The sequence below is a fragment of the Thermoflexus sp. genome, from assembly GCF_034432235.1.
Taxonomy (GTDB): Bacteria; Chloroflexota; Anaerolineae; order Thermoflexales; family Thermoflexaceae; genus Thermoflexus.
The window spans coordinates 1-12,697 of record NZ_DAOUCJ010000096.1 but is presented as its reverse complement, the minus strand read 5'-3'; the positions used below and the strand labels follow the sequence as shown (position 1 = coordinate 12,697).

The window sequence follows — 12,697 nt, the reverse complement described above, 5'->3', positions numbered from 1 at the left end:
AAGTTGCGGGATGGATTTCCATTATTCCACAGGCGGCAGATCCGCGACCCACAGGGTGCCATCGGCCCGGAGGAAGAAGAGCCGGCGCCGCCCCTCATCCACGGCGACAGCCACCAGATCCTTCAAGCTCTCGCCCCGGATCTGGCGGATGAAATCGCCCCGCGGCCCCACCTGGATCAGGCGATCCGGCTCCAGGATGTAAAGCCACGGCCGGGGCGCCTGGGGATCCATCGTCAGGCCCACCGGCTGACGCACCGGGCTCGGGAGCGCGGGGGCGGGCTGTTCCCGCAGGGGAAACCCTTCCTCCTCACGGCCCATCGCGAACATCCGCACCCGCCCATCCCGATACAGCACGTAGATGTTCTGGTAAACCAGGAAATCCACGGCCTCCCCCAGATCCGCGCGGGGGGAGGCGAAATAAGGCTCAGGATCCCCATTGTAATCGTCCCCGGTGGGACGCAGCCGCCAGATCTGGCCCCTCGCCCGATCCAGCACATAGAGATTCCCCTCATAAAATCGTAACCGCCCATCGGCAGGCGGGGAAAAGCGGCTGGACACCCATCGGGGGCTCCGGTTGCGGCTCTCTGCCAGACCCTGCGTGTGCAGAGCGATCAGGCCGCTGACGGACCGCCCGCCTTCCGCCCCTGCCCAGGCCAGATCCAGCAGCGCCCCCACGGGATGGCCCTGCAGGATCATGCCGCTCCACAGGAGCTCCTGCATGGACTCGCCGAGCAATGTCCGATGCACCTCATCGTATCCGATCCAGAGCACGCAGCCTCCGGGGCGCAGGGTTTCGGAGGCGCATCGACCCTCCGGATCCAGCAGATATAGCTCATTGTCCCGCAGGATCAACCGCCGCAGACGGCCCGGGGGAAGACGGGCCAGGCGCGTCGGATGCAACGGCTGGGCGGCCTGCTCCAGCCGGTCCAGCTGGCGCTGCGCCTGCTCCTGGAGTGCGGCCGCCTCCGGCAGCGCGGCGTATTGCTGGGCGGTTCGCGCCAGATCCCGGGCGGCCTCCCAGTGGCGCCGGGCCTCCCCGGGGGCCGGCGCCCGGGCGGCCTCCTCGGCCTCCGCCTGGGCCTGAGTGAGCAGGCGGTGGGCGATCAGGGTGTTCCGCTGATGGACATAAACCCCGAAGGTGATCAGCGCGATCGCCCAGGGCAGAATCCATGCCAGGGTGTGCACCCATCCCGGCGCGGTGGGCAGTGGGATGGTGGGCCATCCCCATCGGGGCATCCGGGGGAACGTCCATCGCGGCCTTGCAAGCCGAAGCCGGCCCGGCGGGCGGAGCTTCCCAAGGGGCCGGCGGGGGACCTCGAGAGGGGCTGGAACTGGAGGAGCAGGCTCTGGCGGAGAGGCCGTCGGCTTCGACAGGGGGAGAGGCGCCGGGGTGAGGTCGGTGGCCAGGATAAGAAAGGCCACCGGGTGGGAAACCGTGCGGGCCACCTGGATCTCGATCGCTTCGATGATCAGGGGGAGGTTCTGGATACGGGTCAGGGCGGTTAGCGCCGCGGGATCCAGGAGCGGCCCCGTCTCCGCATCGGCCACCATCAGTCGGTCCTCCGGTCGCAACTGGACCATCCCGTAGTGCAGGGAGATGGCCCGGGCGGCGCCCAACGCGGAGGGCGCTCCCTCTTCCGGCGCGATCACCCGCACGCCTTCCCGGGTCACGTGAGCAGCCCAGGCTGGCCCGGCCTGGAGCAGAAAGATCGATTCCTCGCGCACTGCAAGCAGGGTGAGGCCGATCTCCCATCGTTCCTCCGGGGTGGCGTGGCGGTTCTGCTCCAGGAGCCAGTGGTTGAAAGCGAGGAGAGCTTCCCGGAGGGCGGACGTCAAGCTGCCGGGGTGGCGGTCGAAAGTGGCCCGCAGCAGGCGGGCCGCCTCTTCGAAGGGGAAGGATTTCGGGTCGCCGCGAACCGTCAGGACGGCGTAGAGCGGCTCCGGACGCCGGCGTCCGCGCGGAGACAGCTCCAGCACCAGCCCCTGCACTCGCGATCCTCTATGCCATCCCGCATAAGCTGCACGCATCGGTGTGCTTTCCGAACGCTTCGATGGGCGGCAGCCCTCCCGGAGATGGAGGGCCACCCATGGCCCTGGGGATCATCGCTCCAGGGAAGGGATGCGCTCCTCTTTGGCCATGGCATCCCGGAGGAGCCTGCCCTCTGGACATGGCAGCGCCTGGCATAACGCCTGAAGGATTTCCCGAGCGCCCTCCCGATCCCCGGCCAGGCCTCGCCGTCGGGCTTCCTGCAACCGCTCCCAGAATCGATGCCCCTCTGGATCCTCCGGCTCCCGCATGAAATCCGCCACGATCCCTTCCCGCACCGCCTGCCGCCAATCTGGAAGCCAGGCGTTCAAAAAGTAGGCGGAAGGATCGTAGGCGCGCTGGTAAGCCCGGAACGCCTCATAGAAAGCGATCGTGAATTGTAGATCCGCAACCTGCACCGGATCGACCGGATCCATCCACAGACGCGGAAGCCATCGCGCTTCCATCGTCCGGATATCTTGATGATAGATAGCCTGAAGGGCATGGTCAAGGACCTCCCGGTCCGGTTCTCCCGGACGGCGCTCCATCGCCTGGAGGAAAGCCCGGAAGCGGGGCCATCCTCCTTCCCGTACCAGCTCCTCCACGAAGGCACCCGCTTCGAGGTATCCGATCTCGTGGGGATAGGTGTAGAAATCCTCTACCAGGCGCTCCAGAGGGATCCATCGACCCAGATAGCGGAGCGCAGCGGCCCGCTGGGTTAGGGGCTCCGGGCGATAGTGCCCGCCGGCCACGAAGACGGCCAGGCCTTCGATGATGAAAGACGGGAGGTGGGCCAGGCAATCCTCGCGCGCCAGCCATGCGCAGGTCATCCGATGGGTGAACTCATGGCGCAGGATCGTGGGAACATCCGCCGGCAGACGATCCGATAACGGGTCAGTCAGGATCAGGCTGTCCCCCACGGTGAACCCGCCGTGCCCGAGCAGCCGGGGGATCCATACGATATGGGTAGGGAGCTGTGGAGGAAGGCTCAATCGGCCCCGGACCGCGGCCTCCGCTTCATCGGCCCATTGCATCCGTTGCCCCAGCTCGGCCTCGGTTGCCGTACCCGTCAGGTAATGGTGGACACAACACCGGCTCTCCGCCTGGGCCCACCGGGCCTGTCGCTCCGCCTCTGGAAGCTGCTCTCGGGGGCGCAGAAAGACCGTGCGGGTGATCCGATCGCCCCCCTGGAGGTCTGCCTCGGGCCTGGCCACCGCCGTCAAGGAGAGGGGGCCGGCGAGCGAGGCTTCCCAAACCCAGGTCCAGGTCGTGGTATGGGAGGCCCCTGGGGGCAGCTCCGGGAGCAGCGCGTCCGCCAGGATTTCCTCCGCTCCGGGGCCTGTCCGTCGGATCTCCACCCGACCCGAGATGATGGAAGCGGGGGTGGTGTTTCGAACCTGAACCTCGAAGCTCAGGCGGTCGCCCACGTAGAGCGGCCCATCGGGATGCAGGCGAAACGCCTCTATGGTCAGCGCCCGCTTCAGGGCTGGGCTGGAGCGGAGAGGAGGGGGGGGAGGAAGCGCCGGAGAGCGCGTCAGGGTGGGCAGCTGCCGGGGAGGCGGGTTCGACAGCGAGCTCCTATGGCCTGGCAAGCCGGCCCACGCCGCGAGCCAGAGCGCCAGCAATATCCCGCCGATGATCGCCCAGCGGTGGATTCGGGACATCGTCCGCTCCGGATAGGTTTGGGTTCGAGTGGATCTGATTCTATCCTGGAAAGGCTGGCAAGCCCGGCCCCGAGCGTTCCAAAATTTGACAGACCCCAGAGTCGCTCCTATGATTCATACAAAACGCCGATGGAGTCGAGCGAAAAGATGCGGCACGCTTTGATTCATATCCACTGCATCTGTCCTGGGCGGGGGCGTTAGCGCCACCCGCCCGGGATGAAGGCCGAACCCGGCCTTTCTTCCCGCCCGACCGAGGGACCAACCGATCGGTGGGTGGCCAACGCCCCCGCGCCCTGAGGGGTGCTGAGGCTGCTGGCCGTTTCCAGCCCGCCGCGTCGTGTTGGTCCTTTTTATTTTAGAGCGGCGCGGTTGTCTTCTTTTAGGGAGCAGTAGGGGCCTATGGCGAGGCTCCCATTTGGAGGGATTCCGCGGAGTGGAGAGGAGCCACGATGCTGAAGACCATCCCGAGGATGCGGGCGGAGGCGGCGAAGGATGTGTTCGATCTGATCGGGAACACGCCTCTGCTCCGGTTTCGAAGGCTGGCGGCGCCGTTCGCGCCTGTGGAGATCTACGCGAAGGCGGAATGGTATAACCCGGGCGGATCCGTCAAGGATCGCCCCGCCCGGGAGATCATCCTGACGGCGGAGCGGGAAGGTCGGCTGCATCCCGGCAAGGTCATCCTGGATGCGACCTCCGGGAACATGGGGATCGCCTACGCCATGCTGGGGGCCGCCCGGGGCTATCGCGTGACCCTGTGCATTCCGGCCAACGCCAGTCCAGAACGGCTGCGGATCCTGAGGGCTTACGGCGCGGAATTGATCCTCACGGATCCGCTGGAAGGGACCGATGGGGCCATCCTGGAGGCCCGCCGCCGGTATGAGGCGGACCCGGAGCGATACTTCTATGCGGATCAATACAACAATCCGGCCAACTGGAAGGCCCATTACCGCACCACCGGTCCGGAGATCTGGGAGCAGACCGGGGGGCGGATCACCCATTTCGTCGCCGGCCTGGGGACCAGTGGGACGATGATGGGCGTTGGCCGCTATCTGAAAGAGCGGAACCCGTCGATCCGCCTCATCGGGGTGCAGCCGGATGGGCCCTTCCATGGCCTGGAGGGCCTCAAGCATATGGAGACGGCCATCCGGCCCGGGATCTATGACCCGGATCTGCTGGATGAGATCCTCCCGATCGCCACCGAGGAGGCCTATGACATGGCCCGGCGCCTGGCCCGGGAGGAGGGGCTCTTTGTGGGGATCTCGGCGGGCGCGGCGATGGCCGCCGCCCTGAAGGTCGCCGCCCGGTTGCGGGAAGGCGTGGTGGTGACGATCTTCCCGGATGCGGGATACAAGTATTTAAGCGAGAGCTTCTGGTTCGAGGGGAATGCCTGACGCGCAGGAGCGAAGCTCGATGATTCTGCGGTTGCGTCATGTCCATCGAGAGCAGATCCGAGCTCACGTGGAGGCGGGCTATCCGGCCGAGGCGTGCGGGATCTTCCTCGGCCGTGAGAGGGATGGCGCCAGGATTGTGGAACGCCTTCGGCTGGTGGATAACCGGTGGGCGCATCCGGAGGAGCAGACCCACCGGTTCCTCATCCCGCCGGAGGAGGTCCTGGCGGCCGAGCGGGAAGCCGCTGCGGAGGGCCTGGACATCCTCGGCTTCTTCCATTCCCATCCGGATCATCCGGCCCGGCCCTCGGATTTCGATCGGGAGCACGCCTGGCCCTGGTATGCCTATCTCATCGTCTCGGTTGAGAACGGCCGGGCAACCGACTGGCGTGTATGGGAGCTGAAGGAAGATCGCTCGGCGTTCATGGAGCGGACCCTCGAGATCGTGCCCTGAGGATCTCGCGGGTGGGCATTCGCCCTCCAGGATCCGGCAGTTCGGATGCTGAACTCCTGACCGAACAAACTTCCGCGCGGAGGTGGAAACCCGATGGCCGTTCAGATCCTGATCCCGACCCCGCTGCGGGTCTATACCCGGGGGGAGAAGGTGGTCACCGTGGAGGCGGGGACCGTGGGGGAGGCCCTGCGGGCTCTGACGGAGCGTTTCCCCGAACTCCAGCGGCATCTCTTTAACGAGGAGGGCCGCCTGCGCTCCTTTGTGAACCTTTACCTGGGCGATGAGGACGTGCGATACCTTCAGGGGGAGGAAACCCCGATCTCGGACGGGCAAACGTTGAGCATCGTGCCTTCGATTGCGGGAGGTGGGCGATGGTCGAGCGGAAGGTGGATCACACGGCGTTGAAGTTCAACCAGGCCTCCATTATCACGCTGAATCTTCTGGGATGGATCCTGAACCAGCCGGCGCTGGTGGCCTTTGTAGCCCTGGTGATGCTGGTGGGAACCGCCGCGCCAGGGGCGGCGCTGTTCCAGCAGATGTACTTCCGGATCCTCAAGCCGCGGGGCTGGCTGCGGCCCCGGGTGCTGACCGATAACCCGGAGCCTCACCGTTTCGCCCAGGGGCTTGGGGGGACCGTCCTGGCGGCCGGAGCGATCGCCCTCTTTCTGGGTTATCCCGTGATCGGCTGGGCGCTGACCTGGGTGGTGATCGTTCTGGCTGCTTTGAACCTGTTCTTCGGCTTCTGCGCTGGCTGTTTCGTTTATTACCAGCTGAGCCGCCTGGGCGTCCCCGGCTTCACGGTCCGGCCTATGGAGCGTCGGGAGGTGGAGGGATGATCGAGCGCCTCCTCCTTGCGGCGGGGATTTTGCTGGCGCTCTGGGCCGGCTGGTGCCTGATCGCCTGTGTGCAGCGCCGGCTGGCGCGGCCGCGGGCCGCCGACCTGGAGGGCCCGCTGACGCTGCTCTATTTCCACACGCCGGCCTGCGGGCCGTGCCGGTTGCTCCAGGCGCCGATTCTGGAGACCCTGGCCGCGGAGTGGAAGGAGGCGGTGACGGTGCGGTCCGTGGATGTAACCGCCGATCCGGAGGCGGCGGCGCGTTACCGGGTGTGGACGGTGCCGACCACGATGTGGGTGGACGCCTCCGGGACGGTGCGGGTGGTGAACAACGGGGTGGCGACGGCGGAGACGCTGCGCCGGCAATGGCTCCAGCTTCGGAAGGGATCTGGACGGGTGGAGGGGACACGATCCTGTCCCGATTTGCATTCTGCATCCCTGAGGAGGTCCGGATGTTGAACGTGAATGAAGTGATTCTGACGAACGAGGAGATCCGCCGGTATAGCCGGCACCTCCTGATGCCGGAGGTCGGCCTGACCGGCCAGAAGAAGCTCAAGGCCGCCAGCGTGCTCATCATCGGCGCCGGCGGCCTCGGCTCCCCAGCGGCTCTCTACCTGGCCGCTGCCGGGGTGGGGCGCATCGGTCTGGTGGATTTCGATGTGGTGGATGAGAGCAACCTCCAGCGCCAGATCCTGCACGGCACCTCCTGGGTGGGCAAGTCCAAGCTGGCCTCGGCGAAGGCGCGCCTGCTGGATCTCAACCCGGATATCACGGTGGAGACCCACGAGACGGTGCTGACCAGCGCCAACGCCCTGGAGATCCTGAGGGATTACGACATCATCATCGACGGCACGGACAACTTCCCCACCCGCTACCTGGTCAACGATGCCTGTGTGTTCCTGGGCAAGCCTCTGGTCTACGGCAGCATCTTCCGGTTCGAGGGGCAGGCCACGGTCTTCGACGCGCGGGTGGGGCCGTGTTATCGGTGTCTGTATCCGGAGCCCCCACCGCCCGGCCTGGTGCCCTCCTGCGCCGAAGGCGGGGTCTTCGGCGTGCTGCCGGGGGTCATTGGCGCCATCCAGGCCACGGAGGCCATCAAGTTGATCATCGGCCAGGGCGAGCCGCTGATCGGGCGGCTGCTGCTCTACGATGCCCTGAGCATGCGCTTCCGCGAGCTCAAGTTGCGCAAGAACCCGGCCTGCCCCGTCTGCGGCGAAAACCCGACCATCCGCGAGCTGATCGACTACGAGGCTTTCTGCGGCATGCCTGTCCACGAGCATGAGGTGCGCACCGAGTTCGACATCGCGCCTCAAGAGCTGAAGGCCATGCTGGAACGGGATGGCCAGGGGATCGTGCTGCTGGACGTGCGGGAGCCCCACGAGTGGGAGATCTGCCGCCTGGAGGGAGCGATTCTGATCCCGCTCCGGGAGCTGCCAGCGCGCCTGAACCAGCTGGATCCCACCCGGGAATACGTGGTCTACTGCAAGACGGGGGCGCGCAGCGCTCAAGCCGCCCGGATCATGCAGGCAGCCGGGCTCCGGGTCCGCAACCTGCGCGGGGGCATTAACGCCTGGTCGCGGGAAGTTGACCCCAGCGTGCCCCTGTATTAAAATAGGGAACAATAAACGGGGCACGGATTTCACCCGCTGCCGATAGCGGAGCGCGCACCCCCTAAGGGCCGGGGGCCCGGCGAAACTTGCCGGGCCCCCGGCGGTTTGAAGGGGATGAGATGGACGCAGCGGGGGATTTGGGAGCGATCGATGCGCGCGCGAACCTTTCTCATCGCGCCCCTTCGATTCCAGGGGCGTCAGGGGCTTGTGCCTGTATCACCGGCAGAGCTCGCTCCCGCTGTTCCACGTCCCAGGTCACCAGGGGCACCCCCAGCAGGACGGCGGTGGCCACATACACCGCATCCACCCCCCGCAGACGCAGCCGCGCGGCCAGAAGCGCCGCTTTACCGCCCAGCCTTTCATCCACGGGGGTCAAACGCAGGGTGGGAAAGGCCAGCAACATGCCCGCGGCCCGCCGGCCCAGCGCCGCATCGCCCGTGCGCCGGGCAATGGCTCCACCGACCTCCGCCAGCAGGATGACCGGTGCGATAAGGAGTGCTCCTTCTCGCAGGCGCGCCTCCAACCATCGACGGCTCGCTGCGTGATGCCCATCGGCAGGCACCAGGGCGCTGACCCATACGCTGGCATCAACCACCATCTCAGATCTCCCTCCGCGCTTCCCGGACGGCCTCTACCGCGGACACACCTTCTGGCCACTGTTTGCCGATTTCCGTGGCCAGCTGATCCAGGCTGCGCATCACCTGCCGTACCTTTTTCGTTTCCACCCGCTGCTCTGGCGGCACAACGGGCGAAATGCGCGCCACCACGCGGCCACGGTATGTGACCAGATACTCTTTCTGCCCTTCCCGCACATCCCGCAAGATGCGGCTGAGCTGTCCTTTGAGTTCGCGCACGCTGACAGAGGGCATGCCTTCCTCCGGCATAAATGTGGCTACATTTGTGACCACATGATATGCCATCCCTCCGCCTTGCGCAAGATCCCCTATCCGTTGCGCCAGGGGCCTCCCTGCACGGCCTGATCGAGCTCCCCCCGAAGGAGGGAACAGGATGCAGAACTCATCCTTCTTCCTCCATCAGTTCGATGGTGTGGGTGATCCCGGCCACGCCGCGCACCGTGGCGCTGACCGAGCAGTATTTCTCCTCCGAGAGCCGGACCGCGTCCTCGACGGCCTTCGGGGAGAGACCGCGCCCGCGCACCCGGTAAATCACGTGGATGCGCCGGAAGGCCCAGGGGGGATCCGGGTCTTGTTCCCCCTGCACCCGGACCTCCAGGCCGGTGACCTTCTGCCGCTTCTTCTCCAGGATATCCAGCACATCGAACGCCGAGCATGCCCCCAGGGCGATCAGCAGGAGCTCCGCCGGCTTCATCCCCACGCTGTCCTCCGGCCCGGTGCCGGAGATCACCACACTGTGCCGCGTGCTGTCGATCCCCACGAACTGGCGCTTCTCCAGCCACTTGATCTGCACCTCAGCCATGGCCACTTCTCTCCTTTCGCTTGAGTTTCCATCCGCTGTGGGTGGCAGGATGTAGGTCGCCTGGATCCTCGCAGGAATGAGCGATCCCTCCCCAACCTCTGAAAATCCCCCGCTGAAGCGATCTCGCTACCGGATCGGAGTGATAGGCTTCGTTTCCCGGAGCGCTTTGGGGGCCGTCCCCTGGGGGTTTTCGAAGAGGCCTGGGAGGAGAGAAGCGATCGAGGGCGGGCGAGCGAGCTTCGGCGATCTACCTGCCCTCCAGCCCCATGGGGAATCAGGCCTGCGGCGGAGAGCCACGGGGCGCGCCCGAGAAAGGAAGGGGTGGCTCCAGCTCCATCCGGACCTCCGCTGAGCGCTCGAGCAACGGTTCCAGGGCGCGGCGGAAGGCTTCCCAGTCCGCTGGGACCCGGGTGGGGGCCGGCAGAGCCCGCAGGGCGATCTCCGGATCCTTCAAGCCGTGGCCGGTGAGCACGGCCACGATCGCCTCCTCAGAAGGCGAAATCAGGCCCTGGGCCAGCGCCCGGCGCAGCCCGGCGATAGCGGCCGCCGAGGCCGGCTCCACGAAGAGCCCTTCCAGCGCCGCCAGCATCCGCCACGCTTCCAGGATCTCCGCGTCGGAGACGGCCAGGAAGCGCCCCCCGGATTCCTGAACCGCCTGCAGGGCCTCAGGCCCCCGGGCAGGGCGGCCGATCCGGATCGCCGTGGCGATGGTCTCCGGGTGATCCACCGGATGGCCGAGGACCAGCGGGGCCGCTCCTTCCGCCTGAACCCCCAGCAGGCGCGGGAGCTGGTCGATCCGACCCGCCTGATAATAAGCCCGGAAGCCTTTCCAGTAAGCCGTGATGTTCCCGGCGTTCCCCACCGGGATGCACAGCCAGTCCGGCGCGCGCCCCAGCTGGTCGCAGATCTCGAAGGCGGCGGTCTGCTGTCCCTCCAGACGGTAGGGGTTCAGGGAGTTCACCAGCGCGATGGGATAGGCTTCCACGGCGCGCCGCACCAGCCTCAGGGCCTCATCGAAGTTCCCTTCCACCGCCAGGACGGTGGCGCCGTAGGCCATGGCGGCCGCCAGCTTCCCCAGAGCGATCTTCCCGGCCGGGACCAGGACGATGGCCTTCAGGCCAGCGCGGGCAGCGTAGGCCGCCGCGGAGGCGGCGGTGTTCCCGGTGCTGGCGCAGATCACCGCCCGCGCGCCCTCCGCCACCGCCTGGGTCAGCGCCGTGGTCATCCCCCGGTCTTTAAACGATCCGGTCGGGTTGAGGCCTTCGTATTTCAAAAGAAGAGAGCCGGAGAGACCGATGGCCTGGGCCAGGCGGGAAGCGGGCAGCAGCGGCGTATTTCCTTCATACAGGGTGATGGGGGCAAGCGGGGCGATCCGGAGAAATGGACGATACGCATGGATAATGCCGCGCCACATCGATCCCTCGGCCATGCTCCTTCCTCCTGCGCGATGTGCACCGGGAGTGCCCGAAATCCCCAGCGTTTCGGGTATCTGATGCGTCATTTCGGGAAGCTTCTCGAGCCCCCATGGGGAGCTTTATCCCCTGTATCCCCCCAGTTTAGGGTGGATCCTGGCGAAGTGCCAATTGAGGGGGATCGGACGAGGAGCCGAAGGCACCCCGACCGATCCCTGTGCGGATGGCGGGGAGCATCTGGGGGTGGGGAATGCCTGAGGGGAGGGCTGGACCTTCGCTGCTCCGAATCATCCCGGGGATGCCCCCGGCCGATCGGGAGCCTATGCCTTCTGAGGTTGTGGCGCGGCGGCGGGACGCTGAGTGGCCAGCAGGAAGCCGATGAACATCAGCGTGGCGGCCGCCAGTTCCCCGATGTAAAGATACTGGCCCAGCCCCAGGCGGGTGAGGGTGCTGGCGGCCGCGACGGAGAGCGCCCCCGCCGCGATCAGCACGTTCCCCAGCACCCGGTTGGGGAAAATCTGCCGCCGCCACAGCAGATACGCCGAGTAGAGGGCGCCTCCCACCAGGGTGATCAGTCCATAGATGTTGAAGAAGGGCGTGGTCATGCGAACCGGTGCCCGGGGCGGCATGATCGCGCGATACTGCTCGCTGATCGGACGGGCCGGGGTGTAGGCTGAGGCCTCCAGTGGGGTGGTCAGCATCAGATAGGCCGCGATCAGGCTCCCCAACAGAAGCAGCGCGAGCAGCCCGTGGGCGAGCGCGCGCCGGCGGGCCAGCAGATAGACAGTTCCCTGGCCCAGCCAGGCGGCGTTCAGGGCGGCACCGAAAAGATACCAGATCCGAAAGACCCACGGATTCCAGGCCAGGGCCAGATAGGCTTCCGCGAAGCTCCCCAGCCCGAACATCGTCAGCCCGATCCCCCAGAGCAGGAGATGGGTTCCCCGTCGTTCGGCATATCGCCGGAACACGGCGAGGATGAAGATCGCCATCACCGCGGTCGATACAAAGGGCAGGATCTGCTGCACCGACATCGCTGGACCTCCTGGGCCTGGGATTTAAAAGGCGCAGGTCCGGATCCAGAGAAACAGGGCAGATCGGATCGGCGGCGAGGTCCCTCGCTCAGGACCATGGGATCCAGCCGGCCGCGATGCCAATCGCGATCCCGATCAGCCCGATCATCACCACCAGAAGCAGAATCAGCAATGCGGGCACCCCCCAGCGTATCCAGAAAGACTGTGACGGGCGTCCCATGACCAGACTCCCGAGGATGGTTCCCCCCTCGCCTGTAGCCTTCAGACCATTCAGAAGACGGGGAAGGTCCTCCTGCCTTCCCCGCGCAGGCAGGGCATCTCGGCGTTGGGCAAATTAAGTGAAGCTCATACAAAAATTACAACATTGATTTTATTGCAGAATTCGAAGCAGCGCCAGGGAAAGAGAAGTCCATAACGCAGAGGGACGGTGACTCCCAACAGCGGAGAGGGGTGGTCTTGCTTTAGTCGGTGAGGCAAACTGCTGTTGCGGATTCCGGCGGCAAGGCAGTCGATAGCGATCTCGAGGAATGTGGAACAGCTCTGAAACTGGGCGATGGCAGTTTTGCGGCTCATTTATGGAGAAGGCCATTTCCGGGGAAATCGGCTGGCATCTTTTTGTCTGGAACCACGGATGGTTTCCTTGCTATACTATCAAAGGCCGATCAGCTCTGTTGGAGGAGCCGGGTAGGATCGCGCTTCATGTCCCGTATCTCCGCCCTTACCGGGTTACGGCGCCCTGGCCTTCCCGCACGGCCAGGGGGAGATACAGCCAGGGGTAGCCTCCCCGCACCACCACTCCCGTCCGCCAGGTCCGGCCCTCCCCATCCCGGATCAGCGCCC

The 12,697-nt window shown here is 66.1% G+C and carries 14 protein-coding genes; 6 read left to right on the top strand and 8 right to left on the bottom strand.

Annotated elements, in window-relative coordinates:
- Positions 1-21 precede the first annotated feature (21 nt).
- Positions 22-1,989 carry a hypothetical protein gene (locus VAE54_RS11780; protein ID WP_322802162.1) on the bottom strand — a complete coding sequence of 656 codons (1,968 nt, stop codon included), beginning with the start codon at positions 1,987-1,989 and terminating at the stop codon, positions 22-24.
- Positions 1,990-2,100: 111 nt separating this feature from the next.
- The gene (locus VAE54_RS11775) at positions 2,101-3,690 is read right to left on the bottom strand and encodes a hypothetical protein (protein WP_322802161.1); all 1,590 of its coding nucleotides are present in this window, start codon (positions 3,688-3,690) and stop codon (positions 2,101-2,103) included.
- A 449-nt stretch (positions 3,691-4,139) separates the two neighbouring features.
- Here VAE54_RS11775 and VAE54_RS11770 point away from each other — a divergent pair, with 449 nt between their 5' ends.
- From VAE54_RS11770 to moeB, 6 genes are all read left to right on the top strand, one after another.
- Positions 4,140-5,081 (top strand): cysteine synthase family protein, encoded by a 942-nt coding sequence (locus VAE54_RS11770; RefSeq protein WP_322802160.1) that lies wholly within the window; start codon positions 4,140-4,142, stop codon positions 5,079-5,081.
- Between the two features lie 19 nt (positions 5,082-5,100).
- On the top strand, positions 5,101-5,532 hold the full coding sequence (locus VAE54_RS11765; RefSeq protein ID WP_322802159.1) for a M67 family metallopeptidase: 432 nt from the start codon (positions 5,101-5,103) through the stop codon (positions 5,530-5,532).
- 93 nt (positions 5,533-5,625) lie between these two features.
- Positions 5,626-5,937, top strand: coding sequence for a MoaD/ThiS family protein (locus VAE54_RS11760; protein WP_322802158.1), 312 nt, complete (start codon positions 5,626-5,628; stop codon positions 5,935-5,937).
- Positions 5,904-6,368 carry a DUF4395 domain-containing protein gene (locus tag VAE54_RS11755; RefSeq protein ID WP_322802157.1) on the top strand — a complete coding sequence of 155 codons (465 nt, stop codon included), beginning with the start codon at positions 5,904-5,906 and terminating at the stop codon, positions 6,366-6,368. The genes VAE54_RS11760 and VAE54_RS11755 overlap by 34 nt, the downstream gene beginning before the upstream one ends.
- A complete protein-coding gene (locus VAE54_RS11750; RefSeq protein ID WP_322802156.1) occupies positions 6,365-6,826 on the top strand; it encodes a thioredoxin family protein in 462 nt (153 codons plus the stop codon). Before VAE54_RS11755 ends, VAE54_RS11750 begins: the two co-directional genes overlap by 4 nt.
- A complete protein-coding gene (moeB, locus tag VAE54_RS11745; RefSeq protein ID WP_416223802.1) occupies positions 6,820-7,977 on the top strand; it encodes a molybdopterin-synthase adenylyltransferase MoeB in 1,158 nt (385 codons plus the stop codon). The genes VAE54_RS11750 and moeB overlap by 7 nt, the downstream gene beginning before the upstream one ends.
- A 169-nt stretch (positions 7,978-8,146) precedes the next feature.
- Here moeB and VAE54_RS11740 read toward each other — a convergent pair whose 3' ends face one another.
- The 6 genes from VAE54_RS11740 to VAE54_RS11715 form a co-directional block, all read right to left on the bottom strand.
- On the bottom strand, positions 8,147-8,575 hold the full coding sequence (locus VAE54_RS11740; RefSeq protein ID WP_322802155.1) for a type II toxin-antitoxin system VapC family toxin: 429 nt from the start codon (positions 8,573-8,575) through the stop codon (positions 8,147-8,149).
- Position 8,576: 1 nt separating this feature from the next.
- Positions 8,577-8,846: a type II toxin-antitoxin system prevent-host-death family antitoxin gene (locus VAE54_RS11735; protein ID WP_322802154.1), complete on the bottom strand. Its 270-nt coding sequence runs from the start codon at positions 8,844-8,846 to the stop codon at positions 8,577-8,579.
- 148 nt (positions 8,847-8,994) lie between these two features.
- Positions 8,995-9,414, bottom strand: coding sequence for an OsmC family protein (locus VAE54_RS11730; protein ID WP_322802153.1), 420 nt, complete (start codon positions 9,412-9,414; stop codon positions 8,995-8,997).
- Positions 9,415-9,688: 274 nt separating this feature from the next.
- The gene (gene thrC, locus VAE54_RS11725; RefSeq protein WP_322802152.1) at positions 9,689-10,843 is read right to left on the bottom strand and encodes a threonine synthase; all 1,155 of its coding nucleotides are present in this window, start codon (positions 10,841-10,843) and stop codon (positions 9,689-9,691) included.
- Positions 10,844-11,146: 303 nt separating this feature from the next.
- Positions 11,147-11,857 (bottom strand): hypothetical protein, encoded by a 711-nt coding sequence (locus tag VAE54_RS11720; protein ID WP_322802151.1) that lies wholly within the window; start codon positions 11,855-11,857, stop codon positions 11,147-11,149.
- A gap of 88 nt (positions 11,858-11,945) precedes the next feature.
- The gene (locus VAE54_RS11715; protein ID WP_322802150.1) at positions 11,946-12,077 is read right to left on the bottom strand and encodes a hypothetical protein; all 132 of its coding nucleotides are present in this window, start codon (positions 12,075-12,077) and stop codon (positions 11,946-11,948) included.
- Positions 12,078-12,697 lie beyond the last annotated feature (620 nt).

Bases quoted from the DNA above. Each gene is read 5' to 3' on its own strand.
- VAE54_RS11715 (WP_322802150.1), bottom strand. From the start codon at position 12,077: ATGGGACGCCCGTCACAGTCTTTCTGGATACGCTGGGGGGTGCCCGCA.
- moeB (WP_416223802.1), top strand. From the start codon at position 6,820: ATGTTGAACGTGAATGAAGTGATTCTGACGAACGAGGAGATCCGCCGG.
- VAE54_RS11760 (WP_322802158.1), top strand. From the start codon at position 5,626: ATGGCCGTTCAGATCCTGATCCCGACCCCGCTGCGGGTCTATACCCGG.
- VAE54_RS11755 (WP_322802157.1), top strand. From the start codon at position 5,904: ATGGTCGAGCGGAAGGTGGATCACACGGCGTTGAAGTTCAACCAGGCC.
- VAE54_RS11750 (WP_322802156.1), top strand. From the start codon at position 6,365: ATGATCGAGCGCCTCCTCCTTGCGGCGGGGATTTTGCTGGCGCTCTGG.
- VAE54_RS11730 (WP_322802153.1), bottom strand. From the start codon at position 9,414: ATGGCTGAGGTGCAGATCAAGTGGCTGGAGAAGCGCCAGTTCGTGGGG.
- thrC (WP_322802152.1), bottom strand. From the start codon at position 10,843: ATGGCCGAGGGATCGATGTGGCGCGGCATTATCCATGCGTATCGTCCA.
- VAE54_RS11775 (WP_322802161.1), bottom strand. From the start codon at position 3,690: ATGTCCCGAATCCACCGCTGGGCGATCATCGGCGGGATATTGCTGGCG.
- VAE54_RS11765 (WP_322802159.1), top strand. From the start codon at position 5,101: ATGATTCTGCGGTTGCGTCATGTCCATCGAGAGCAGATCCGAGCTCAC.
- VAE54_RS11735 (WP_322802154.1), bottom strand. From the start codon at position 8,846: ATGCCCTCTGTCAGCGTGCGCGAACTCAAAGGACAGCTCAGCCGCATC.
- VAE54_RS11740 (WP_322802155.1), bottom strand. From the start codon at position 8,575: ATGGTGGTTGATGCCAGCGTATGGGTCAGCGCCCTGGTGCCTGCCGAT.
- VAE54_RS11770 (WP_322802160.1), top strand. From the start codon at position 4,140: ATGCTGAAGACCATCCCGAGGATGCGGGCGGAGGCGGCGAAGGATGTG.
- VAE54_RS11720 (WP_322802151.1), bottom strand. From the start codon at position 11,857: ATGTCGGTGCAGCAGATCCTGCCCTTTGTATCGACCGCGGTGATGGCG.